The 23665-nt window shown below is 68.0% G+C and carries 25 protein-coding genes and 1 pseudogene; 16 read left to right on the plus strand and 10 right to left on the minus strand.

Going from position 1 to position 23665, the window contains the following annotated elements; all coding sequences use genetic code 11:
- Window positions 1–27 precede the first annotated feature (27 nt).
- Window positions 28–780 carry a LuxR C-terminal-related transcriptional regulator gene (locus ACO2TI_RS22695; protein WP_423287751.1) on the minus strand — a complete coding sequence of 251 codons (753 nt, stop codon included), beginning with the start codon at window positions 778–780 and terminating at the stop codon, window positions 28–30.
- A gap of 117 nt (window positions 781–897) precedes the next feature.
- Entirely contained in the window at window positions 898–1875 is a 978-nt protein-coding gene (locus tag ACO2TI_RS22700; protein ID WP_423287753.1) for an NADPH:quinone oxidoreductase family protein, read from the minus strand.
- A gap of 107 nt (window positions 1876–1982) precedes the next feature.
- Between ACO2TI_RS22700 and surE the strand changes: the two genes are divergently transcribed.
- From surE to ACO2TI_RS22725, 5 genes are read left to right on the plus strand one after another with little or no spacing between them, the layout of a single operon-like run.
- Window positions 1983–2729, plus strand: coding sequence for a 5'/3'-nucleotidase SurE (gene surE, locus ACO2TI_RS22705; RefSeq protein WP_423287755.1), 747 nt, complete (start codon window positions 1983–1985; stop codon window positions 2727–2729).
- Window positions 2726–3520 carry a protein-L-isoaspartate(D-aspartate) O-methyltransferase gene (locus tag ACO2TI_RS22710; protein ID WP_423287757.1) on the plus strand — a complete coding sequence of 265 codons (795 nt, stop codon included), beginning with the start codon at window positions 2726–2728 and terminating at the stop codon, window positions 3518–3520. Before surE ends, ACO2TI_RS22710 begins: the two co-directional genes overlap by 4 nt.
- A gap of 26 nt (window positions 3521–3546) precedes the next feature.
- Entirely contained in the window at window positions 3547–4485 is a 939-nt protein-coding gene (locus ACO2TI_RS22715) for a peptidoglycan DD-metalloendopeptidase family protein (RefSeq protein WP_423287759.1), read from the plus strand.
- A gap of 14 nt (window positions 4486–4499) precedes the next feature.
- Complete coding sequence (gene rpoS, locus ACO2TI_RS22720) at window positions 4500–5513, plus strand: RNA polymerase sigma factor RpoS (protein ID WP_423287761.1); 1014 nt, start codon at window positions 4500–4502, stop codon at window positions 5511–5513.
- 44 nt (window positions 5514–5557) lie between these two features.
- A complete protein-coding gene (locus tag ACO2TI_RS22725) occupies window positions 5558–6382 on the plus strand; it encodes a 3'-5' exonuclease (RefSeq protein WP_423287763.1) in 825 nt (274 codons plus the stop codon).
- On the opposite strand, the gene ACO2TI_RS22730 is transcribed toward ACO2TI_RS22725, so the two are convergent.
- Window positions 6383–7054: a glutathione S-transferase family protein gene (locus tag ACO2TI_RS22730; RefSeq protein ID WP_423287765.1), complete on the minus strand. Its 672-nt coding sequence runs from the start codon at window positions 7052–7054 to the stop codon at window positions 6383–6385.
- A gap of 35 nt (window positions 7055–7089) precedes the next feature.
- On the opposite strand from ACO2TI_RS22730, the gene rlmD reads away from it, so the two are divergent.
- Window positions 7090–8460: a 23S rRNA (uracil(1939)-C(5))-methyltransferase RlmD gene (gene rlmD, locus ACO2TI_RS22735; protein WP_423287767.1), complete on the plus strand. Its 1371-nt coding sequence runs from the start codon at window positions 7090–7092 to the stop codon at window positions 8458–8460.
- A 99-nt stretch (window positions 8461–8559) separates the two neighbouring features.
- Window positions 8560–9216: a M48 family metalloprotease gene (locus tag ACO2TI_RS22740; protein WP_423287769.1), complete on the plus strand. Its 657-nt coding sequence runs from the start codon at window positions 8560–8562 to the stop codon at window positions 9214–9216.
- Between the two features lie 45 nt (window positions 9217–9261).
- On the opposite strand, the gene ACO2TI_RS22745 is transcribed toward ACO2TI_RS22740, so the two are convergent.
- Complete coding sequence (locus ACO2TI_RS22745; protein ID WP_423287771.1) at window positions 9262–9957, minus strand: Bax inhibitor-1/YccA family protein; 696 nt, start codon at window positions 9955–9957, stop codon at window positions 9262–9264.
- A gap of 164 nt (window positions 9958–10121) precedes the next feature.
- Here ACO2TI_RS22745 and ACO2TI_RS22750 point away from each other — a divergent pair, with 164 nt between their 5' ends.
- The gene (locus ACO2TI_RS22750) at window positions 10122–10526 is read left to right on the plus strand and encodes a heme-binding protein (RefSeq protein ID WP_423287773.1); all 405 of its coding nucleotides are present in this window, start codon (window positions 10122–10124) and stop codon (window positions 10524–10526) included.
- An 11-nt stretch (window positions 10527–10537) separates the two neighbouring features.
- Here ACO2TI_RS22750 and ACO2TI_RS22755 read toward each other — a convergent pair whose 3' ends face one another.
- The 3 genes from ACO2TI_RS22755 to bfr all read right to left on the minus strand — a co-directional run bounded on the left by ACO2TI_RS22755 (window position 10538) and on the right by bfr (window position 11662).
- Entirely contained in the window at window positions 10538–10741 is a 204-nt protein-coding gene (locus ACO2TI_RS22755) for a hemin uptake protein HemP (protein ID WP_423287775.1), read from the minus strand.
- 100 nt (window positions 10742–10841) lie between these two features.
- Window positions 10842–11063, minus strand: a complete 222-nt coding sequence (locus ACO2TI_RS22760; protein ID WP_423287777.1) for a (2Fe-2S)-binding protein — start codon at window positions 11061–11063, stop codon at window positions 10842–10844.
- Between the two features lie 116 nt (window positions 11064–11179).
- Entirely contained in the window at window positions 11180–11662 is a 483-nt protein-coding gene (gene bfr, locus ACO2TI_RS22765; RefSeq protein ID WP_423287779.1) for a bacterioferritin, read from the minus strand.
- A 297-nt stretch (window positions 11663–11959) separates the two neighbouring features.
- On the opposite strand from bfr, the gene carA reads away from it, so the two are divergent.
- The 4 genes from carA (at window position 11960) to ACO2TI_RS22785 (ending at window position 17437) form a co-directional block, all read left to right on the plus strand.
- A complete protein-coding gene (gene carA, locus ACO2TI_RS22770) occupies window positions 11960–13141 on the plus strand; it encodes a glutamine-hydrolyzing carbamoyl-phosphate synthase small subunit (protein ID WP_423287781.1) in 1182 nt (393 codons plus the stop codon).
- Window positions 13134–16400: a carbamoyl-phosphate synthase large subunit gene (gene carB / locus ACO2TI_RS22775; RefSeq protein ID WP_423287784.1), complete on the plus strand. Its 3267-nt coding sequence runs from the start codon at window positions 13134–13136 to the stop codon at window positions 16398–16400. The genes carA and carB overlap by 8 nt, the downstream gene beginning before the upstream one ends.
- Before the next feature lie 108 nt (window positions 16401–16508).
- Window positions 16509–16985, plus strand: a complete 477-nt coding sequence (gene greA, locus ACO2TI_RS22780; protein ID WP_423287786.1) for a transcription elongation factor GreA — start codon at window positions 16509–16511, stop codon at window positions 16983–16985.
- Window positions 16985–17437, plus strand: a complete 453-nt coding sequence (locus ACO2TI_RS22785) for a DUF4149 domain-containing protein (RefSeq protein ID WP_423287788.1) — start codon at window positions 16985–16987, stop codon at window positions 17435–17437. The genes greA and ACO2TI_RS22785 overlap by 1 nt, the downstream gene beginning before the upstream one ends.
- A gap of 3 nt (window positions 17438–17440) precedes the next feature.
- Here the strand turns inward: ACO2TI_RS22785 and ACO2TI_RS22790 are convergent, their stop codons facing one another.
- Window positions 17441–17914: a YhbY family RNA-binding protein gene (locus ACO2TI_RS22790; RefSeq protein ID WP_423287790.1), complete on the minus strand. Its 474-nt coding sequence runs from the start codon at window positions 17912–17914 to the stop codon at window positions 17441–17443.
- A 33-nt stretch (window positions 17915–17947) separates the two neighbouring features.
- On the opposite strand from ACO2TI_RS22790, the gene ACO2TI_RS22795 reads away from it, so the two are divergent.
- Window positions 17948–18622, plus strand: coding sequence for an RlmE family RNA methyltransferase (locus ACO2TI_RS22795; RefSeq protein ID WP_423287808.1), 675 nt, complete (start codon window positions 17948–17950; stop codon window positions 18620–18622).
- A 143-nt stretch (window positions 18623–18765) separates the two neighbouring features.
- Window positions 18766–20679, plus strand: a complete 1914-nt coding sequence (ftsH, locus tag ACO2TI_RS22800; RefSeq protein ID WP_423287792.1) for an ATP-dependent zinc metalloprotease FtsH — start codon at window positions 18766–18768, stop codon at window positions 20677–20679.
- A gap of 197 nt (window positions 20680–20876) precedes the next feature.
- Here the strand turns inward: ftsH and ACO2TI_RS22805 are convergent, their stop codons facing one another.
- Entirely contained in the window at window positions 20877–21182 is a 306-nt protein-coding gene (locus ACO2TI_RS22805; protein ID WP_423287794.1) for a hypothetical protein, read from the minus strand.
- Between the two features lie 136 nt (window positions 21183–21318).
- On the opposite strand from ACO2TI_RS22805, the gene folP reads away from it, so the two are divergent.
- Window positions 21319–22152, plus strand: a complete 834-nt coding sequence (gene folP, locus ACO2TI_RS22810) for a dihydropteroate synthase (protein WP_423287796.1) — start codon at window positions 21319–21321, stop codon at window positions 22150–22152.
- Between the two features lie 44 nt (window positions 22153–22196).
- Complete coding sequence (gene glmM, locus ACO2TI_RS22815) at window positions 22197–23537, plus strand: phosphoglucosamine mutase (protein WP_423287798.1); 1341 nt, start codon at window positions 22197–22199, stop codon at window positions 23535–23537.
- Here the strand turns inward: glmM and ACO2TI_RS22820 are convergent.
- A pseudogene (locus tag ACO2TI_RS22820) lies at window positions 23538–23665 on the minus strand (IS481 family transposase); the annotation flags it as partial. It lies immediately after the preceding gene.

The raw sequence follows: 23665 nt of genomic DNA on the forward strand, positions 1-23665 counted from the left end.
TTGCCGGTGCGGCGCGCGCTCAGCGGCTCACACCAGCCCCTGCTTGCTGGCCAGCACCGCGGCTTCGGCGCGGCTGGAGACGTTGAGCTTGCGGTAGATCGCCTTGATGTGGTCGTTGACGGTGAACCACTTGATGCCCATCAGGCCGGCGATCTCCTTGATCGTGAAGCCCTTGCTGAGGTAGGTGAGGACCTCGCTCTCGCGCGTGGTCAGGCGCCCGAAGTCGGGGTCGGGTGCGAGCGGTGCGGGCTGCGTGCGCGGGCCCAGCGTGGGCTGGAAGTCGCCGGGGGCCGGCGCGTCGCGCAACGGCACCGGGCCGGTGGCGCCGTCGCCCTGGCGAAAGTGGCCGAGCAGGCGCCGCGCGATGGCCGGCGACAGCGGCGGCTGGCCGCGCACGATCTTCTGCAGCTCCTCGACCAGCACCTCGAAGCGGTCTTCCTTGAGCAGGTAGCCGTCGGCGCCGCATTGCAGCGCGGGAAACAGGTGCTCGTCGTCCGAGTACAGCGTGGTGACGATCTTGGTGGCCGGGTGCTGGGCGAGATCGGTCAGCAGCTCCAGGCCGGTGCCGTCGGGCAGCTCGAGATCGACGAGGATCAGCTTGAACGGCTCGGCGCTCGCGCCCGGCGGCGGCGTGCCGGCCAGTCCCAGCCAGCGGCGCGCGCTCTCGAGATCGCCGGCCTCGGCGACGCCGGTGACGTCGGAAAAACTCTCCCGCACGACGCGCGCAAGGAAGGCGCGCGCCACGGGGTTGTCTTCCAGGATCAGCACTCTGACGGCCATGCGCAGGGTCTCCAGGTCGCGCCGGCCGGCAAGGAAGCACCCGTTCGCCGACCTCGCGACGGAGGATAGCGCCCGCGGGCACCGCTTGACACCGCGGGCAGCCCCGCGATCTCGTGATCAGTGGTTAACGAGCACCAGCTTGCCCTTGACCGCGCGAGCGGCCATCAGCGCGAAGGCCTCGGGCAGCGCGGTCATCGCGAGCTTGTGCTCGATGACCGGCTTGATCTTGCCTTGCGCGTACCAGGCGGCCAGCTCGGCCAGCGCCTTTGCGTTGTTCTTCGGCTCGCGCTTGGCGAACTCGCCCCAGAACACGCCGACGATCGACGCGCCCTTGAGCAGCGCCAGGTTCAACGGAAGCGAGGGGATGGAGCCGCCGGCGAAGCCGATCACGAGGTAGCGGCCGCGCCAGGCGATCGAGCGGAACACCGGCTCGGCAAGCTCGCCGCCGACCGGGTCGTAGACCACGTCGGGGCCCTTGCCGTCGGTGGCGGCCTTGATCTTCTCTCGCAGGTCGCCCTCGCCGTAGTTGATCGTCGCGTCGGCGCCGAGCGTGCGGCACAGCGCGCACTTCTCGTCAGTCGAGGCGGCGGCGATCACGCGCGCGCCGACCGCCTTGGCGATCTGGATCGCCGCGGTGCCGACGCCGCCGGCCGCACCGAGGATCAGCACCGTCTCGCCGGCTCTGAGCTGGGCGCGGTCGACCAGCGCGTGGTGCGTGGTGCCGTAGGTGCACAGGAACGCGGCGGCATCCTCGAACTTGAAGCCGGGCGGCAGCGGCATTGCGAGCTGCGCGTTCACGCAGGCATGCGTACCGAAGCCGCCGAGGCCACCGAACGAGGCGACGGCCATGCCGGGGCTCAGGTGCGTGACGCCTTCGCCGACCGCATCGACCACGCCAGCGAACTCCGAGCCCGGCACGAAGGGCAGCGGCGGCTTGAACTGGTACTTGTTCTGCACGATCAGCAGGTCGGGGAAGTTCAGGCTCGCGGCCTTGATCGCCACGCGCACCTCGCCCGGTTTCGGTTCGGGCAGCGGCAGCTTCTTCCACTGCAGCGCGTCGGGGCCGGTCGGCTGTTCGCAGAGCCAAGCATGCATGGCGGTCTCCTCGTTCTCGGTGGTCCGGTGCGGCGGCCGATCATAGGCACGGCCCGCGCGAGCAGGCGTCGCCGTGGTGACGCCGCGGCTTTCCTACAATCGGTTGCATGCGCATCCTGGTCGCCAACGACGATGGTTATCTCGCGCCCGGCCTTGCTGCGCTGGCCGAGGTGTGCCGCACGTTCGGCGAGGTCGACGTGGTCGCTCCCGAGCAGAACGCCAGCGGAACCTCCAACGCCTTGACGCTGCGCCGACCGCTGTCGGTCTGGACGGCGGCCAGCGGCTTTCGCGTCGTCAACGGCACGCCCTCGGACTGCGTGCACGTCGCGCTGACCGGCCTGCTCGAACAGCGGCCGGACCTCGTGGTCTCGGGCATCAACAACGGCGCCAACATGGGCGACGACACGCTGTACTCGGGCACGGTCGCCGCGGCGATGGAGGGCTTTCTCTCGGGCATTCCGTCGATCGCGTTCTCGCTGGCCGAGAAGGGCTGGACGCATCTCGACAGCGCCGCGCGCGTGGCGCGCGAGACGATCGAACGCGTGCTTGCCGCGCCACCGGCGGCCGGACCGTGGCTGCTCAACGTCAACGTGCCGGCCGACCGGCCCTTCGACGCGATCGGCGGCTGGCGGCTCACCCGCCTGGGCCGTCGCCATGCCAGCGAACCGGTGGTTCGCCAGATCAATCCGCGCGGCGAGGCGATCTACTGGATCGGCGCGGCCGGCGACGCGCGCGAGGCCGGCGAGGGCACCGATTTCCACGCGGTGGCCAGCGGCTTCGTGTCGGTCACGCCGCTCCAGGTCGATCTCACCGACCACGCGGCGCTGCCGCAGTGGCGGCAATGGCTGGCATGACCGAGAAGCGCAAGTTCCCGTTGCCGCTGGGCCGGGTGCAGCCGACGAATGCGGCGCCGAAGCCCGTGCTGCGTCCGCAGCGCCCGCTGCAGGACGCGGCGCGCGACCGCGCGCGGGCGCAGTCGCCCAGCGGGCTCGGCCTCGATTCGGAGCATGTGCGCGCGCGCATGGTCGAGCGCCTGCGCCGCGATGGCCTGGCCGACGCTCGCGTGATCGCGGCGCTGCAGGCGGTGCCGCGCCATGCCTTCGTCGACAGCGCGCTGGTGCAGCAGGCCTACGAGGACACGAGCCTGCCAATTGGCCTGGGCCAGACGATCTCCAAGCCCTCGGTCGTTGCGCGCATGCTCGAGCTGATGCTGGCGGTGCAGCCGCCGCTCGCGCGAGCGCGCGTGCTCGAGATCGGCACCGGCTGCGGCTACCAGGCCGCGGTGATCGCGCAGTTCGCGCGCAGCGTGGTGTCGATCGAGCGGCTCAAGCCGCTGCACGACAAGGCGCGTGCCAACCTCGCGCCGCTGGCGCTGTCGAATCTTCGCCTGGTCTATGGCGACGGGCGCATCGGGCACGCGCCGAACGCGCCTTACGACGGCATCGTCTCGGCCGCCGGCGGCGCCGATCTGCCGTCGGCCTGGCTCGATCAGCTGGCCCCGGGCGGACGCCTCGTCGCGCCGATGGCCGATGCGCGCGGCGCGGGGCAGGTGCTCGTGGTCGTCGACCGGCTGGCCGACGGCACGCTGCGCCGTTCCATTCACGAGGCGGTCCGATTCGTCCCCCTAGAATCCGGACTCGCCTAATTTGCCCGTTCGGGCACGCTGTGAACGTGCAAGTCTTCTCGCTTCTTCGGTCGATCCCGAAGCACGCCACGTCGCGCGGTGCGCGCGCCGTTGGTGTCATCGCCCTGGCTGCCGTGCTGGCCGCGTGTGCCTCGTCGAACCGTCGCGCACCCGTCGAGGACCGCAGCACCGGCCGAGCGCCGTCGGCCACCGCGGCCGCGGTGCCGGCAGAACCCGCTTCGGCGCCGCCGGGCGCCGAGAACGCCGGCAAGCCGGGCTACTACACCGTCAAGCCCGGCGACACGATGATCCGCATCGGCCTCGAGACCGGTCAGAACTGGCGCGACATCGTGCGCTGGAACAACATGGACAACGCCAACGTCATCGAGGTTGGCCAGGTCCTGCGCGTGCTGCCGCCGGGCGTCGACGCCAACGGCGTGGCGACCAAGCCGGTCGGCTCCACCAGGGTCGACGCGCGCCCGCTCGATGCACCGAGGCCCACCGTTGCCGCGTCGGCCGCGAGCGCAGTCACCGCGACCACCGCGCCCGGCCCGACCACTGCAGCCGCGTCGTCGCCCACACCCGCACCCGCGGCCTCGACGGCCGCGCGCGAGGAAGAAGACGTCACGTGGTCGTGGCCCGCCAGCGGTCCGGTGCTTGCCGGGTTCGACGAGGCGCGCAACAAGGGCGTGGCGATCGGCGGCAAGGCCGGCGATCCGGTGCTCGCCGCGGCCGATGGCCGCGTCGTCTATGCCGGCTCCGGTCTGCGCGGCTACGGCAACCTTGTCATCGTCAAGCACAACGGCACCTTCCTTACCGCATACGCGCACAATCAGACGCTCCTGGTCAAGGAAGACCAGCCGGTGAAGCGAGGCCAGAAGATCGCCGAGATGGGTTCGACCGACGCACAGCGCGTTCAGCTGCACTTCGAGATTCGCAAGCAGGGCAAGCCGGTCGATCCGACGCGGCTGTTGCCGCCACGCTAGCGGAGCGACCAGCCATGCCCGCCAGCCGCAAACACAGCACGGGTCCGAATGGACTCAACGGACGCGAGCAGGCGGTGCTGGGCGGCGATGCAGCGGGCTTCGAGGCGGGCGCGCCGCCGCCGGACTTCGAGGCCGCGCGCGAGGTCGTGGTCGACGGCGCCGAAGCGCCGGTGCTGGCCGCCAGCGAAGGTGACGCCAGCGACACGTTGCAGACCTACCTGCGCGAGATCCGGCGCGCGCCGCTGTTCACCCCCGAGGAAGAGTTCGCCGTCGCCACCCAGGCGCGCGCCGGCGACTTCGCGGCGCGCCAGCAGATGATCGAGCGCAACCTGCGCCTCGTGGTCAGCATCGCCAAGAACTACCTGGGCCGCGGCCTGCCGCTGACCGACCTGATCGAAGAGGGCAACCTGGGCCTGATGCACGCGATCGGCAAGTTCGAGCCCGAGCGGGGCTTTCGCTTCTCGACCTATGCGTCGTGGTGGATCCGCCAGGCGATCGAGCGTGCGATCATGCACCAGGCCCGCCTGGTGCGGCTGCCGGTGCACGTGGTGCGCGAGCTCAATCAGGTGCTCAAGGCCCGGCGCGCCCTCGAGGCAGCGGCGGCGGGCGGACAGAACGTCAGTGCCGAGGCGGTGGCCGGTGCGGTTGGTCGACCGGTGCAGGAGGTGGCCGAGCTGCTGCGCTTTGCCGAGCATCCGACCTCGCTCGATGCGCCGCTGGAGCGCGACAACAGCGAGACGATGATCGACATGGTGGCCGATGACCAGGCCACCGATCCGCTCGGGCATCGGCTCAGTCACGAACTCGAAGCCTTGCTCGAGCACGGCCTGGCGTCGCTCAGCGAGCGCGAGCGCGAGGTGCTGGCCGGGCGCTACGGGCTGCGCGACCGCGAGCCCGAGACGCTCGAAGTGCTGGCCGAGCGGCTGGGTCTCACGCGCGAGCGCATCCGCCAGATCCAGCAGGAAGCGCTGCTGAAGCTCAAGCGCCGCATGGCGCGCGACGGCGTGAGCCGCGACTCCATCTTCTGACCCTGCGCCGCCGCGGCGGCGCCCAACCGAAAGCACGCCACGACATGGGCTGGCCCGTCCTCGTCTTCGACATCGAAACCATCCCCGACCTCGCCGGCCTGCGCGCACTGCGCGGCACTGCGGCCGACGTCAGCGACGCCGCGCTGTGGGACGAAGTGCGCGCCGAGCGTGCGGCCGAGGGCAAGGGCGACTTCATGCCGCATCACCTGCAGCGCGTGCTGGCGATCTCCTGCGTGTTCCGCAGCGCCGAGGGCCTGCAGGTGCATTCCTTCGTCGACCGCGAGCCCGAAGGCGTGAGCCAGGAGGGAAAGATCATCCAGACCTTCTTTCGCACCATCGAGAAGAAGGTGCCTCAGCTGGTGAGCTGGAACGGCGGCGGCTTCGACCTACCGGTGCTGCACTGGCGCGGGCTCAAGCACGGCGTCGTGGCCAGCAAGTACTGGGACATGGGCGAAGGCGGCGACCATGACAGCCGCGAGTTCAAGTGGAACAACTACATCAGCCGCTACCACTTGCGTCATCTCGACCTGATGGACCTGCTTGCGATGTTCCAGCCGCGGGCCAACGCGCCGCTCGATGCGATGGCCAAGCTGTGCGGCTTTCCCGGCAAGCTCGGCATGGACGGCTCGGCCGTCTATCCGGCCTACCTCGCCGGCGAAGTGGAGGCGATCCGCCGCTACTGCGAGACCGACGTGATGAACACCTACCTGCTCTACGCGCGCTTCCAGTTGATGCGCGGCGGCTTCACCGAAGCCGAGTACGCGCGCGAGATCGCCTTCGTGCGCGAGACGCTCGCCGGCCTGGCCAGCGATGACGAGCCGCATTGGCAGGAGTACCTCGCCGCGTGGCCGGCGACGCCGGCCGCGTGATCAGCTGAGCAGGTCGTAGGGGCCGCCGCGCTCGAGCGCACGCTGGTAGGCCGGCCGTGCACGGATGCGGGCGAGAAAGTTCGACAGCCGCGGCGCCGTCGAATCCAGGCCGGCGCGCGCCGAGAACGCTTCGACCGGAAAACTCATCTGGATGTCGGCGATGCTGAACGCCTCGCCCGCGAACCATAGGCTCTTGGTGAGCTCGGCCTCCATGTAGGCCAGGTTCTGGCGCAGCTGCGGTCCGATGAAGGTGCTCTTCACCTTGGCCGCGATGCCCTTTGCGATCGGCTTTGCGAAGAAGGGCATCGGTGCGCGCTCGATGCGGTCGAACACCAGCTTCATCAGCAGCGGCGGCATGGCCGAGCCTTCGGCGAAGTGCATCCAGTAGCGGCAGCGCAGCGCCTCGGGCGTGCCGGCCGGCGGGGTGAGGCGGCCGTCGCCGTAGCGCTGGCAGATGTATTCAAGGATGGCACCCGACTCGGCCAGCGTGAGTTCGCCGTCGGTGATCACCGGCGAGCGGCCCAGTGGATGCACGGCGCGCAACTCGGGCGGCGCCAGCATGGTCTCGGGGTGGCGCTGGTAGCGCTTGATCTCGTAGTCGAGCCCCAGCTCCTCGAGCAGCCACAGGACGCGCTGCGAGCGCGAATTGTTCAAATGGTGGACGGTGATCATCGGGCGATCCTACCGGCGCCCGGGATAATTCGGGGATGACAGTCAAGGACGAATGGCTCGACGTCGAATCGCTCGACCTCGAGGCCCAGGGCGTGGCGCACGATGCCGAGGGCAAGGTGGTTTTCATCGAGGGCGCATTGCCCGGCGAGCGCGTGCAGGTGCAGACGACGCGGCGCAAGGCCAACTGGGAGCAGGCGACCGTGACGGCGATCGCGCGCGAGAGCTCCCAGCGCGTGCGCCCCGGCTGCGCGCACTTCGGGCTGCATGCTGGCGCCTGCGGCGGCTGCAAGATGCAGCATCTGCACGTCGGCGCGCAGGTGGCGATCAAGCAGCGCGTGCTGGAGGACAACCTCGCCCACCTCGGCAAGGTGAAGGCCGAGCGGATGATGCGGCCGATCGAGGGGCCCACCTGGGGCTACCGCTTCCGCGCGCGTCTGTCGGTGCGGCACGTCGTGAAGAAGGGCGCCGTGCTGGTCGGCTTTCACGAGCGCAAATCGAGCTACATCGCCGACATGCAATCGTGCCCAATCTTGCCGCCGCACGTGAGCGCGATGCTGCTGCCGCTGCGTGCGCTGATTGCGTCGATGGATGCGCGCGACCGCCTGCCGCAGATCGAACTCGCGGTCGGCGAGGCGCCGCAGGGCCTGGTGACCGCGCTGGTGCTGCGCCATCTCGAACCGCTGTCGACGGCGGACGTTGCACGCCTGAGCGCCTTCGGCGCCGAGCATGGCGTGCAATGGTGGCTTCAGCCCAAGGGCCCCGACACGGTCCACCGCCTCGACGAGAACGACGGCACGCCGGCGCTGGCCTATGCGCTGCCCGAATTCGACGTCGTGATGCCCTTCAAGCCGACCGACTTCACGCAGGTCAATCACGCGATCAACCGCACCCTGGTGCACCGCGCGCTAACCCTGCTCGATCCCCATCCCGGCGAGCGCGTGATCGACTGGTTCTGCGGCCTGGGCAATTTCACGCTGCCGATCGCGCGGCGCGCCGGCCAAGTGCTCGGCATCGAAGGCAGCGAGGCGCTGGTGGCGCGCGCGCGCGAGAACGCGGCGCTCAACGGGCTGGGCGGCAAGACCGCCTTCGAATCGCGTAATTTGTTCGAATTGTCACCCGCGGACCTGGCGCGATACGGGCTGGCGGACCGGTGGCTGGTCGATCCGCCGCGCGAAGGCGCCTTCGCGCTGGCCAAGGCAGTGGCCGACGCGGTCCAGGATCCGACCGCCGCCCCGGGTTGGCAGCCGCCGACCAGAATCGTCTATGTCAGCTGCAATCCGGCGACGTTGGCGCGCGATGCCGGCTTGCTGGTTCACCAGGCGGGTTACCGGACTGTGCTGGCCGGGGCGGTGAACATGTTCCCCCACACTGCGCACGTGGAATCGATCGCGGTCTTCGAGCGGTAGATGTAACAATCCTAGGGTAGACCCTAGGACCTGGCATGTATGTTGCGCTGTAGCGCACAGGCCCGTCGTGGCGGGTCATCGTGCTAGCGGGAGACTGTCATGCGTGCCTGGGTGATTGGCTTCTTCTTCATGGTTTCGATGGGGCGCGCAGCGGCGGGCGAAGACATCGAGGCGGTGCTTGAGCGTTCCCATGCCGAACGGCTTGCGCGCTTCGAAACGGCGTCCGAGTTCGATCCGCGCGTCGCGGTGGTGCGCGCGAGCTTTGCGCGGCTGATCGCCGCGGTGGCCCCGGCGGCCGAGATCGAACTTCGCGTGGTGACCGGGCCGGTGATGGCCGAGACGCTGAACGGACAGGTCATCGTTGCCAACGCGGCACTTGCGCGGTGGCCGGAAGGGCAGCGCCTCTTCGTGCTCGCGCACGAGCTCGGACACGTGAGGCACCAACATTGGTCGCGCATGGGCCTGCTGTTTCGCCAGTACATCCCTGGGGCCGTGGTGCCGGAAAGCACCGATCCGGTTGCAGCCGTGCTGAGCCGCGAAGCCTCGGCGCTGGCCTACGAGCAGGAACTCGATGCCGATGCCTACGCCTTCAAGGTGCTGCAGCGCATGGGCATCGGCTTCGATGCTGCGCTCGGCGCGTTCATGAACCACGGCGTGCAGCCGGATACCGCCACCCACCCCGGCACGCGCAAGCGCGTCGCGCATCTGCGGCTGGCGCAGCAGGAAGAAGCGGCCCGACGCGCTCGCGGCCAATGAAAAGGGCCCGCGACGCGGGCCCTTGGCTTTGCAGGCAAGGAGCGGCTATTCGCGCTCGCCGCCGAAGATGCCCAGCAGGCTCAGCAGCGACTGGAACACGTTGTAGATGTCCAGGTAGATCGCCAGCGTCGCGGTGACGTAGTTGGTTTCGCCGCCGTCGATCACGCGCTTGATGTCGTAGAGCATGAACGCCGAGAAGATCACGATCGCGAGCACCGAGATCGTCATCATCAGGGCCGGCATCTGCAGCCAGATGTTGGCGACGGCCGCCACGATCAGGCCGATCACGCCGACCATCAGCCACTTGGCCATGCCCGACAGGTCGCGCTTGACCACGGTGGCCAGCGAAGCCATCGCGAAGAAGACCGCCGCGGTGCCGCCGAAGGCGAAGGTGATCAGCGACGCGCCGTTCGAAAAGCCCAGCACCGCGCCGATGAGGCGCGACAGCATCAGGCCCATGAAGAACGTGAAGCCCAGCAGCAGCGCGACGCCGACGCCCGAGTTCTTGAATTTCTCGATCGCGAAGAAAAAGCCGAACGCCACGCCCATGAAGACGAGGAAGCCGATCAGCGGGCTGCCGGCAAAGAAGCTGAAGCCGAAGCTCACACCGGCCCACGCGCCCAGCACCGTCGGCACCAGCGACAAGGCCAGCAGCCAATAGGTGTTGCGCAGCACGCGGTTGCGCTGGGCCTCCAGTGCACCGGCGCCGCCATAGGCGGTATGCAGGGTGGTGTCGTTCATCCAAGTCCTCCTGATGAGATAAGCAACGCTCCGCTTGGAGCGAGCCGGGAAATTCTAGTTCCCGCGTTCTACGGGACGCAGCTCAGTTTTGCTCGGGAAAGCCTTGGTGTGTCCGATGGGAGCTTCTACAGTGCGCGCCGAACGACACCATTGCAGGAGCCAAGATGGAGCAAAAACCGGTACTTACCCTCGACGACGTCAAGCGCATCGCTGCAGGCGCCGAAGCAGAAGCGCTGGCCAACGGCTGGGCCGTCACCGTCGCGATCGCCGATGACGGCGGCCATCTGTTGTGGCTCCAGCGCCTCGACGGCGCCGCCCCGATCTCGGCCCAGATCGCCCCGGCCAAGGCGCAGACGGCCGCGCTCGGCCGCCGCGAAAGCCGCGTCTACGAGGAAATGGTCAACCAGGGCCGTGTGTCGTTCCTGAGCGCACCGGGCTTGGCCGGGCTGCTCGAGGGCGGCGTGCCGATCGTCATCGACGGCCAGGTCGTGGGTGCCGTGGGCGTGAGCGGCGTGAAGTCGAGCGAAGACGCGCAGATCGCTCGTGCCGGCATCGCCGCGCTCGCCTGATCGGCTTGCGTCTACTTGGTCAGGATCAGCTTGCCGAGCTTGGTGGCGCGCAACTGGTAGAGCGCGCCGTTGTGCTCGATCTGCACATAGGGGCGTCCGCGCAGCAGGCTCGTGCTGGCCACGACTTCCGGGCCGGCCGGCAGGCCGGTGGACGGGCGAGGCACGATCGGCGCGGCGGCGGGACCGGCGTGGGGCAAGGCAGTGCTGGCAGCCATGGCGATCTCTCGAGGGGGTTCAGGGGCGGTCATGCCATGCCCACCAAGCTGCCGCGAGCACGACCGGCAGGCAAGCCAGGCACCACATCGGCTTGAGCTGTCATGCCGCCAGCAGCCGGACATCGGCGCCGGCGTCGACGTGCAAACCGCAGGCGCCGCGCTGGCCGGCGTGTTCATGGAACAGGGCCTGAGCGCACTCGCGGCAGCGTCCGCACCCGGTGGCCACGCCGGTTTCGATCTGCAGTTCCTCGAAGACCGCGCAACCGCCGGCGTGATGGGCGATGTCGTGATCGGAGACGCGGCGGCAGACACAGACGATCATGGCAGGCAGGGCATTGGATGCAGTGTGGGAGGAGTCTAAATGCGAACAATTCGCATTGCAACTCCCGCATGCCCGTGGGCCCTTTGGCGCCCGGCGTCGCCGGGCGGGTGGCGCAATCAGCTTCCGCCAACCTCGCGCATATGCGACTGCAGCCAGTTCTGGCGGCCGACCTGGTCGACCAGTCCCAGCTCCGTTTCGAGGAAGTCGATGTGCTCCTCGGTGTCGTCGAGGATGTCTTGCAGCAGGTCGCGCGAGACGTAGTCGCGCACCGATTCGGCGTGCGCGATGCCGTCCTTGATGGTCGCCTGCGCCGCGCGCTCGAGCTGGAGATCGCCTTCCAGCGCCTCGACCGGGTCTTCGCCGATCAGCAGCTTGCCCAGGTCTTGCAGGTTGGGCAGGCCATCGAGCATCAGGATGCGGTCCATCAGTTTGTCGGCGTGCTTCATCTCGCCGATCGACTCCTCGTACTCTTTCTTCGCGAGCTTGTCGAAGCCCCAGTGCTTCAGCAGCCGGTAGTGCATGAAGTACTGGTTGATCGCGGTGAGCTCGTTCTTGAGCTGCGCGTTGAGCAGGTCGATGACCTTGGCGTCGCCTTGCATGAGGGGCCTCCGGCGTTGAAAGTTGTGGCGGGCATTATCGGCACCGGGTCGCCAAGCCGCGCAAATCCTTGCTTTGAAGCTCTGGAAGCGACTGAGAATGTGTCGCCCGAGCGTGGGTGAGGCCCGAAGCCCGGGCCGCGTCGGCTACAATCCTCAGGTTTACCCGCATCCACCCGCCGCCCACGCGAAACCCCGTCGTTTCATCGCCGCACGCCTGATGCAGATTCGTACGGAAATCGCTTTTCCGAACGGCTGCGAAAGCGCGGAGCTGGGCGCGCCTAGACGGAGTGTTTTCCCGTGCTGCCCGTTTCGCCTCCCGCTCTCCTCGCGCTCGCCGACGGCACGGTCTTTCAGGGCATTTCGATCGGCGCCGCCGGTCGAACGGTCGGTGAAGTGGTCTTCAATACCGCGCTCACCGGCTACCAAGAGATCCTCACCGACCCGAGCTACTGCCGGCAGATCGTCACCTTGACGTATCCGCACATCGGCAACTACGGCGTCAATGAACAGGATGTCGAGGCCTCGAAGGTCCATGCTGCTGGCCTGATCATCAAGGACCTGCCGCTGCGCAGTTCCAACTTCCGGCAGTCGACCACGCTCGATGCCTACCTGAAGCGCGAGGGCACGGTCGCGATCGCCGGCATCGACACGCGTCGCCTGACGCGGGTGCTGCGCACCACCGGCGCGCAAAACGGCTGCATCGTGACCTTCGAAGCCGGCACGAGCATCACGCCGGCGCACATCGAAGAGGCCGTCGCGCGGGCGCGCGCCGCCGAGAGCATGGCGGGCCTCGATCTCGCCAAGGTGGTCAGCGTGGACAAGCCCTACGCCTGGACCGAGACGGAGTGGTCGCTCGCCGGCGCCGACGGCAAGCCAGGCTACGGTGTGCAGGCCGCGCCGCGCTTTCATGTGGTCGCCTACGACTTCGGCGTCAAGCGCAACATCCTGCGCATGCTGGCGCAACGCGGCTGCAAGGTCACGGTGGTGCCGGCACAGACGCCGGCGGCCGACGTGCTGCGGCTGAAGCCGGACGGCATCTTCCTGAGCAACGGTCCCGGCGACCCGGAACCTTGCGACTACGCGATCGAGGCGACCCGCACGCTGATCGACACCGGCATCCCGACCTTCGGCATCTGCCTGGGTCACCAGATCCTCGCGCTGGCCTCGGGCGCGAAGACCTTCAAGATGAAGTTCGGCCACCACGGCGCGAACCATCCGGTCAAGGACCTCGACACCGGCCGCGTGAGCATCACGAGCCAGAACCACGGTTTCGCGGTCGACGACAAGACGCTGCCCGCGATCCTTAGGCCCACGCACGTGTCGCTGTTCGATGGCACGTTGCAGGGCCTTGCCCGCACCGACAAGCCCGCGTTCTGCTTCCAGGGCCATCCGGAAGCGAGCCCGGGGCCGCACGACATCGGCTACCTGTTCGATCGCTTCGTCGCGCTGATGCAGAACCAGGAGAAGAACAATGCCTAAGCGCAGCGACCTCAAGAGCATCCTCATCATCGGCGCCGGCCCGATCATCATCGGCCAGGCCTGCGAGTTCGACTACTCCGGCGCCCAGGCCTGCAAGGCCCTGCGCGAAGAGGGCTACCGCGTCATCCTCGTCAACAGCAATCCGGCGACGATCATGACCGACCCGGAGATGGCCGATGCCACGTACATCGAGCCGATCACCTGGCAGGTGGTCGAGAAGATCATCGCCAAGGAACGCCCCGACGCGATCCTGCCCACGATGGGTGGGCAGACTGCGCTGAACTGCGCGCTCGATCTTCACAAGCACGGCGTGCTGGCGAAGTACGGTGTCGAGATGATCGGCGCCAACGAGCACGCGATCGAGAAGGCCGAGGACCGCCTCAAGTTCAAGGACGCGATGACCAAGATCGGCCTCGACTCGGCCAAGTCGGGCATCGCGCATTCGATGGAAGAGGCGTGGGGCGTGCAAAAGCGCATCCAGGCCGAGATCGGCGGTTCGGGCTTTCCGATGGTGATCCGCCCGAGCTTCACGCTCGGCGGCACCGGCGGCGGCATCGCCTACAACCCGGAAGAGTTCGAAGAGATCTGCAAGCGCGGCCTCGACCTCTCGCCGACCAAGGAACTCCTGATCGAGGAATCGCTGATCGGCTGGAAGGAGTACGAGATGGAAGTGGTCCGCGACAAGGCGGACAACTGCATCATCGTGTGCTCGATCGAGAACCTCGACCCGATGGGCATCCACACCGGCGACTCGATCACCGTCGCGCCGGCGCAGACGCTCACCGACAAGGAGTACCAGCTGCTGCGCAACGCCAGCATCGCGATCCTGCGCGAGATCGGCGTCGACACCGGCGGCTCGAACGTGCAGTTCTCGATCAATCCGCGCAACGGCCGGATGATCGTGATCGAGATGAACCCGCGCGTCTCGCGGTCGTCGGCACTTGCCTCCAAGGCCACGGGCTTCCCGATCGCCAAGGTCGCGGCCAAGCTGGCGGTGGGCTACACGCTCGACGAGCTGCGCAACGACATCACCGGCGGTGCCACGCCGGCGAGCTTCGAGCCCAGCATCGACTACGTCGTCACCAAGATCCCGCGCTTCGCGTTCGAGAAGTTCCCGGCCGCCGACCCGCATCTCACCACGCAGATGAAGTCGGTCGGCGAGGTGATGGCCATGGGCCGCAGCTTCCAGGAAAGCTTCCAGAAGGCGCTGCGCGGCCTCGAGACCGGCATCGACGGGCTCACCGAGCGCGAGACCGATCGCGAGGAGATCGTCGAGGCGATCGGCAATGCCGGGCCGGAGCGCATCCTGTACGTTGCCGACGCCTTCCGCATCGGCCTGACGCTCGACGAGGTGTTCGAGGAGACCTCGATCGACCCATGGTTCCTCGCGCAGATCGAGGACATCGTGAAGACCGAGGCGCTGGTGCGCGAACGCACGCTGGCCGGCCTGTCGGCTGCCGAGCTGCGCCATCTCAAGCGCATGGGCTTCTCCGACAAGCGCCTGGCCAAGCTGCTCAGCACCAACCAGCACGAGGTGCGCAAGGCGCGTCACGCGCTGGGTGTGCGGCCGGTCTTCAAGCGCGTCGACACCTGCGCCGCCGAGTTCGCGACGCAGACCGCCTACATGTACTCGACCTACGACGAGGAGTGCGAGGCCGATCCCACGTCGAGGAAGAAGATCATGGTGCTCGGTGGCGGTCCGAACCGGATCGGCCAGGGCATCGAGTTCGACTACTGCTGCGTCCACGCCGCGCTCGCGATGCGCGAGGACGGCTACGAGACCATCATGGTCAACTGCAACCCCGAGACCGTGTCGACCGACTACGACACCTCGGACCGCCTGTACTTCGAGCCGGTCACGCTCGAAGACGTGCTGGAGATCGTCGACAAGGAAAAGCCGGTCGGCGTGATCGTGCAGTACGGCGGCCAGACGCCGCTCAAGCTGGCGCTCGACCTCGAGGCCAACGGCGTGCCGATCATCGGCACCACGCCCGACAGCATCGACATCGCCGAGGACCGCGAGCGCTTCCAGAAGCTGCTGCACGAGCTGGGCCTGAAGCAGCCGCCCAACCGCACCGCGCGCACCGAGGAGCAGGCGATTGAACTCGCGCACGAGATCGGCTACCCGCTGGTGGTGCGGCCGAGCTATGTGCTGGGCGGCCGTGCGATGGAGATCGTGCACGGCGACAAGGATCTCGAGCGCTACATGCGCGAGGCGGTCAAGGTCAGCGAGAAGTCGCCGGTACTTCTGGACCGCTTCCTCGACGACGCGATCGAGGTCGACGTCGACTGCATCTCCGACGGCCGCGACGTGATGATCGGCGGCATCATGGAGCACATCGAGCAGGCCGGCGTGCACTCCGGCGACTCGGCGTGCTCGCTGCCGCCGTACTCGCTGTCGCCGGCGCTGCAGGACGAGCTGCGCCGCCAGACCGCACTGATGGCCAAGGCGCTCAAGGTCGTCGGCCTGATGAACGTGCAGTTCGCCATTCAAGGTGAGGGCGACGAGGCCATCGTCTACGTGCTCGAAGTGAACCCGCGCGCCTCGCGCACCGTGCCCTTCGTCAGCAAGGCGACCGGCCAGCCGCTGGCAAAGATCGCCGCGCGCTGCATGGCCGGCCAGAAGCTCGCCGATCAGAAGGGCCGCGACGGCCGCGCGCCGCGCGAGGTGATTCCGCCGTACTTCAGCGTGAAGGAGGCGGTGTTCCCGTTCAACAAGTTCCCGGGCGTCGACCCCATCCTCGGCCCCGAGATGCGCTCGACCGGCGAAGTCATGGGCGTGGGCGCGAGCTTTGGCGAGGCCATGCTCAAGAGCCAGCTCGGTGCCGGCTCCAAGCTGCCGAGCCAGGGCACGGCGGTGATCACGGTCAAGAACAACGACAAGGACCGCGCGGTCAAGGTCGCGAGCGACCTGGTCGACCTGGGCTTCAACGTCGTCGCGACCAAGGGCACGGCGGCGGCGATCGCGGCTGCCGGCGTGCCGGTCAAGCTGGTCAACAAGGTCAAGGACGGCCGACCCCATATCGCCGACATGGTCAAGGCCGGCGAGATCCAGCTCGTGTTCACGACGGTCGACGAGACGCGCACGGCAATTGCCGACTCGCGCTACATCCGCACCGCGGCCCTGGCCAACCGGGTGACGTACTACACCACGATGGCCGGCTGCGAGGCGGCGACGGAAGCCCTCAAGCATCAAGCCGACCTCGCGGTCGCGTCGCTGCAGGAGCTTCACGCCCAACTGAACGCGGAACTCCACTAAACTCCCGGCAAACGACAACGGCCGCCGCCGGGACACCGGGGGCGGCCGAACTTTTTGCTGGCGCGCACGGCCGCGCCAGGCACTCGACGACGTAACCAGAGATCCACCATGGCCACCATCCCGCTGACCCGCCGCGGCGCCGAGAAGCTCAAGGAAGAACTGCAGCGGCTGAAGTCCGTCGACCGCCACGCGGTGATCCAGGCGATTGCCGAAGCGCGCGCGCAGGGCGACCTGTCGGAGAACGCCGAGTACGAGGCCGCCAAGGACAAGCAGGGCTTCATCGAGGGCCGCATCCTCGAGCTCGAAGGCAAGCTGGCCGCGGCACAGGTCATCGATCCGGCCGCGCTCGATGCCGACGGCCGCGTGGTGTTCGGCGCGACGGTCGACCTCGAGGAGGAGGCCAGCGGCTCGCAGGTGACCTACCAGATCGTCGGCGACGACGAAGCCGACCTGAAGCAGGGCCTGATCTCGATCTCGAGCCCGATCGCGCGCGCGCTGATCGGCAAGACCGAAGGCGACGTGGCCGACGTGCAGGCGCCCGGCGGCGTCAAGAGCTACGAGATCGTCTCGGTCCGCTACATCTGATGGCCATGCCCGTGGCGCAGACCTGGTCGCGCCTGCTGGCCGCGGCCTGGCTCGGTGCGCTGCTGGCCGTGGCCTTGATCGGAACGCCGGCGCCGTTTGCGCTGCTCGCGCGCGCCGAGGCCGGCGAAGTGGCCGGCCGCATGCTGGCGCACGAGGCGACGCTCAGCCTGCTGCTGGGCGTGGTGGTCGCGATGATCGAACGCCATCGGGCACGACAGCGTGCCGTGGCCGGGCAGGGGTCGCAGTTCAGCGCCGGCATGGCCCTGGCGCTGGGCGCGTTGTTCTGCACCGTGCTGGGTTACTACGCCCTGCAGCCGATGATGGCCGAGGCGCGTGCCGGTCTCGGCCGCTTCGGTTTCGCTCAGCTGCACGCGGTGAGCACCGCGTTCTATGGCCTCAAGGTCGTGCTGGTCGCCGTGCTGGCCTGGCGTGCGGCCAGCAGCCCCGACTGACGCTCAGCGGCCCGACTTCTTCTTGACGCTGCTCTGGCGCGTCGCCTTGCGCTTGACGGTGCCCGCGGCCGTGACGCGCTGGTTGCCGAACACGGTGAGCTTCTTCACCTGTGCGCGGTGACTGCCGCTCTTGGAGAACTTGAGCACCTTGACGACGCGCGGGCCGGGCTTGCGGTCGTCGTCGACCGGCTTGGCCTTCTCGGGTACCGGGCGCCACAGGACCAGCAGCTTGCCGATGTGCTGCACCGGCGCGGCGTCGAGCTTGTCGGCCAGCTCGGCGAGGACGGCTTCACGGGCGGTGCGGTCGTCGGAGAAAACGCGCAGCTTGATCAGGCCGTGCGCCTTGAGCGCTGCGTCGGCTTCCTTCACGACCGCGGGCGTGAGCCCGTCGGCGCCGACCATCACGACCGGATCGAGATGATGGGCGGCGGCGCGGTGCGCTTTGCGTTGGGCGGGCGTGAGGACGATGGCGGTCATGCCCGTATTATCGATGCCACTGAACGGCTCCCCATGAAAGTCAAGACGAAAAGCAAGAAGGTCAACAAGGCGTGGCTCAACGACCATGTCAACGACCCGTACGTGAAGCTGGCGCAAAAGGAAGGCTTTCGCGCTCGCGCCGCCTACAAGCTCAAGGAGATCGACGAGGCGCTGGGCCTGTTTCGACCCGGCCAGGTCGTCGTCGACCTCGGGTCGGCGCCCGGGGCCTGGAGCCAGTACCTGCGCCGCCGCTTCGCGCCCAAGACCGCGGGCGTGGGTGGCGCCGCCGTCGGAGAGCTCGACGGCACGATCATCTCGCTCGACCTCCTGCCGATGGAGCCGATCGAGGGCGTGCATTTCATCCAAGGCGACTTCCACGACGACGCCGTACTCGCCGAGCTGGACGAAGCGGTCGGCGGTCGACCGGTCGACGTGGTGGTTTCGGACATGGCGCCCAATCTTTCAGGTATCGCCTCGTCCGACGCCGCGCGCGTGTCACTGCTGATCGAACTGGCGGTCGAGTTTGCCTTGAGCCATCTCAAGCCTTCGGGTGCTCTGGTGGTCAAGGCTTTTCACGGCAGCGGCTACAGTCAGCTGGTCGAGCTGTTCAAGCGCCATTTCCGCGTCGTCAAGCCGATCAAGCCCAAGGCCTCGCGCGACAAGTCGGCCGAAACCTTCCTGGTCGGGATCGGTCTCAAATCACGTTGAAACCTTCCGAAAACCAAGAGATCCGGCCCTGTGTGACGATGGCGGCCGTTGGGTTTTCCGATCGGGGTGGCAGGCTTGACTGGCCTAGAATCGGCCCCATCTACCGCGCAAGCACGCGTTTTTGACTGTCTGAAGGAGCCGCGGTGAACAATCAATGGTTCTCTAAGGTCGCTGTTTGGCTGGTGATCGCACTCGTGCTGTTCACCGTGTTCAAGCAGTTCGACCGCAGCTCGGTGGCCAGCGGCTCGATCGGCTATTCCGACTTCCTCGAGGAAGTTCGCAGCAAGCGGGTGCAAAGCGTCACGCTGCAGGAAACCGGCACCGGCACCACCGAGATCCGCGCCGTCACCACCGACGGCAAGCAGATCCGCACCACCGCGACCTACCTGGATCGCGGCCTCGTCGGCGACCTTATCAACAACGGCGTCAAGTTCGACGTCAAGGCGCGCGAGGAACCCTCGATCCTGATGAGCCTGTTGCTCAGCTGGGGCCCGATGCTGTTGCTGATCGGCGTGTGGATCTACTTCATGCGCCAGATGCAAGGCGGCGGCAAGGGCGGGGCGTTCAGCTTCGGCAAGAGCCGCGCGCGCATGCTCGACGAGAGCAACAACTCGGTCACCTTCGCCGATGTCGCCGGCTGCGACGAAGCCAAGGAAGAGGTCAAGGAGCTGGTCGACTTCCTGAAGGACCCGCAGAAGTTCCAGAAGCTGGGCGGTCGCATCCCGCGCGGCGTGCTGATGGTCGGCCCTCCGGGCACCGGGAAGACGCTGCTGGCCAAGTCGATCGCCGGCGAGGCCAAGGTGCCGTTCTTCAGCATCAGCGGTTCCGACTTCGTCGAGATGTTCGTCGGTGTCGGTGCGGCGCGCGTGCGTGACATGTTCGAGCAGGCCAAGAAGAACGCGCCTTGCATCATCTTCGTCGACGAGATCGACGCGGTCGGCCGCCATCGCGGCGCCGGCCTCGGTGGCGGCAACGATGAGCGCGAGCAGACCCTCAACCAGATGCTGGTCGAGATGGACGGCTTCGAGACCAATCTCGGCGTGATCGTCATCGCGGCGACCAACCGTCCCGACATCCTCGATCCGGCGCTGCTGCGTCCAGGCCGCTTCGACCGCCAGGTCTACGTGACGCTGCCCGACGTGCGCGGCCGCGAGCAGATCCTCAACGTGCACATGCGCAAGGTGCCGATCGGCCAGGACGTCAAGCCCGACATCCTCGCGCGCGGCACGCCCGGCTTCTCGGGCGCGGACCTCGCCAACCTCGTCAACGAGGCGGCGCTGTTCGCCGCCCGCCGCAGCGCACGGGTGGTCGAGATGACCGACTTCGAGAAGGCCAAGGACAAGATCCTGATGGGCCCCGAGCGCAAGTCGATGGTCATGCCCGAGGAGGAGCGCCGCAACACCGCCTACCACGAGGCCGGCCACGCGCTGGTGGCGCGCCTGCTGCCCAAGACCGACCCGGTCCACAAGGTCACCATCATCCCGCGCGGCCGTGCGCTCGGTGTGACGATGCAGTTGCCCGAGGGCGACCGCTACAGCATGGACAAGGAGCGCATGCTCTCCACGATCTCGGTGCTGTTCGGCGGACGCATTGCCGAAGAAGTGTTCATGCACCAGATGACCACCGGCGCGAGCAACGACTTCGAGCGCGCCACGCAGATCGCGCGCGACATGGTCACGCGCTACGGCATGACCGACGAACTGGGGCCGATGGTCTATGCCGAGAACGAGGGCGAAGTCTTTCTCGGCCGCTCGATCACCAAGCAGGTCAACGTCTCGGAAGAGACGATGCAGAAGGTCGACAAGCAGATCCGCAAGATCATCGACGAGCAGTACGCCCTCGCGCGCCGCATCATCGAGGACAACCAGGACAAGATGCACGCGATGGCCGGCGCGCTGCTCGAGTGGGAAACCATCGACAGCGAGCAGCTCGACGACATCATGTCCGGCAGGCCGCCGCGCCCGCCGAAGGACTGGGCTCCTTCGAGCAACAACAAGCCGGGTGGCGGCACACCGCCTGCGGTGAGCAACACCGACAACGCGCCGGCTGCCGCCTGATCTGGCCGCGGCAAACACCCAACGGGGCCTTCGGGCCCCGTTTGCTTTGATAAGGGGTGTTATCGAGCTGATGACCAAAAGCCTTTGAAATCAATGGCTTAGGCTACTTCTGGAGAAGGCTCGCAAGAAAATTAGGTGCCGCTGCCCCACCATCGCGCCGTCGCCGGGAGACCGGGGGCTGAGTGGCTCGGTGGCGGCTATGGCGGGGGCGACGCCTGGGGCTCCGGATGACGCCCTCCGCCGCGCCACTCCCCGTCCACCAGCCAAAGCTCGAAGAACCGCAACCACTCGATGGTCCAGGCGACGAGGGTCAGGGTCAGCTCTGCGCTGGCTTCCTGCAGCTCGAGCGATAAACGCGCGACCTGCCGCTCCAACGTGCTCTGCCGTTCCGAGGCGAGCTGCGCCTGGCCTTCCAGCGCGGCGCGCTCGTTGAGGAGCCACTTCAGGTCGGACGGCGTACGAGCCGCTGCCGACGGGCTTGCGGAGAGAGAATCTGGGGACACGAGGGTAGGCCATGAGTGGACGCTACCCTCGCGTAGGCACCGATTCCAGCGCCTACGCCCAGGAAACAGGGCTCAAACCGCCCCGGGAGGGCGGCTTGGGTCATCAGCTAGATAACACCCTTGATAAGGTTCGCCCATGCACTGGCAGACCACCCGCTTTCGCATCGACCTCACCACGCCGCGCGTGATGGGCATCGTCAACGTCACGCCGGACTCGTTTTCCGACGGCGGGCGCAACGCGTCGACCCAGGCGGCGCTCGCGCACTGCGAGCGGCTGCTGAAGGACGGCGCCGACATCCTCGACATCGGCGGCGAATCGACGCGCCCGGGTGTCGATCCCGTCTCGCTGGAGGACGAGCTGGCGCGCGTGCTGCCGGTGCTGCGCGAGGCGATGAAGCTCGGCGCACCGATCTCGATCGACACCTACAAGCCCGAGGTGATGCGCGCCGCGCTGGACCTGGGCTGCGACATCGTCAACGACATCAACGCGCTCCAAGCGAAAGGGGCAGAGGCGCTGATCGCTGTCCACCCGAACTGCGGCGTCTGCCTGATGCACATGCAAGGCGAGCCCAAGACCATGCAGGTCGATCCGCAATATGCGGACGTGGCCCGCGAGGTGCGCGACTTCCTGGCCGCGCGCGCTCAGGGGCTGCGCGCGCAGGGCGTGGCCGATGAACGCATCGTGCTCGATCCCGGCTACGGTTTCGGCAAGCGCCACGAGCACAACCTCGAGCTGTTCGTGCGGCAGGACGAGCTGCGCGCGCTCGGCCTGCCCCTGCTGGTGGGCTGGTCGCGCAAGGGCACGCTGGGCAAGATCACCGGGCGAGAGGTCGGCGAACGCACGGTCGCCAGCGTCGCGGCCGCGCTGGCCGCGGTGCAGCGCGGTGCGCGCATCGTGCGCGTGCACGACGTCGCCGAGACCGTCGACGCGCTCAAGGTCTGGCGCGCCGCCGGACTGGGCAGCCCCTAGGCTTCGGGGCTGGTTCGCTGCGGGCCGGCGGCACAATCGCGGCCATGAGTCAACGACGCTTCTTCGGCACCGACGGCATTCGTGGCACCGTCGGCCAGCCTCCCATCACGCCTGATTTCGTCCTTCGGCTGGGCCATGCGGTCGGTCGCGTGCTCGTGCAAAGGGACGGCGGCCGCCCCAGCGTGCTGATCGGCAAGGACCCGCGCATCTCCGGCTACATGCTCGAGTCGGCGCTCGAAGCCGGCTTCGCGTCGGCCGGCGTCGACGTGCTGCTGACCGGGCCGCTGCCGACGCCGGGCGTGGCCTACCTGACGCGCGCGCTGCGGCAACGCCTGGGCGTGGTGATCAGCGCCTCGCACAACCCGTTTGCCGACAACGGCATCAAGTTCTTCTCGGCCCACGGCGAAAAGCTGCCCGACGATTGGGAGATCGCGGTCGAGGCTGCGCTCGACCAGGCGCCGCAGTGGGTCGACTCGCGCGGCCTCGGCAAGGCGCGCCGGCTCGACGACGCGCAGGGTCGCTACGTCGAGTTCTGCAAGAGCACGATCGACGGCAAGCTTTCGCTGCGCGGCCTGAAGATCGTGGTCGACGCCGCCAACGGCGCGGCCTACCAGGTGGCGCCCAGCGTGTTCCACGAGCTCGGCGCCGAGGTCGTGTCGATCGGCGTCTCGCCCGACGGCTTCAACATCAACGAGGGCGTCGGCGCGACGCATCCGCAGGCGCTGGTGCGCGCGGTGACCGAGCACCGCGCCGATATCGGCGTTGCGCTCGACGGCGACGCCGACCGCCTGCAGCTGGTCGACGCCACGGGGCGCCTGTTCAACGGCGACGAGTTGCTCTACCTGATGGCGGCGGATCGGCTGGCCCTGGGCCATGCCGTGCCGGGTGCGGTGGGCACGCTGATGACCAACCTGGCCGTCGAGCAGGCGTTGCGCGCGCGCGGCCTCGAGTTCGTGCGCGCCAAGGTCGGCGACCGCTACGTGCTTGAGGAGCTGCAGGCGCGCGGCTGGCAGCTCGGCGGCGAGGGCTCCGGCCATCTGCTCGCGCTCGACAAGCACACCACCGGCGACGGCATCATCAGCGCGCTGCAGGTGCTGCAGGCGGTGGTGCGCAGCGGGCGCAGCGTGGCCGAGCTGCTCGACGGCGTGACGCTCTTCCCCCAGGTGTTGATCAACGTGCGGTTGCGCGCGGGCCAGGACTGGAAGTCCAATGCCGCGCTGGCCAGCGCGCAGGAGGCAGTGCGCGCCGAGCTCGGCGACACGGGCCGCCTGCTGATCCGTGCGTCGGGCACCGAGCCCTTGCTGCGCGTGATGGTGGAGGCGCGCGACGCCGCCGTGGCCGATCGCTGCGCGAAGCGCCTGGCCGAGGCGGCGCAGGCCGGCTAACTAGCTGTGAATAGTCAAGAGGTTGTATCGATGTCCCGGTAGCCGGGAGGCCGGAGCAAGGCGGCCGATGCCGTGATGAGGACGGTGCCAGTTGTAGTGGTGCTGCCAGCTGTGGAGGGCCCGCTGGC

The organism is Caldimonas sp. KR1-144, from assembly GCF_049446155.1.
Classification (GTDB): Bacteria; Pseudomonadota; Gammaproteobacteria; order Burkholderiales; family Burkholderiaceae_C; genus Rivibacter.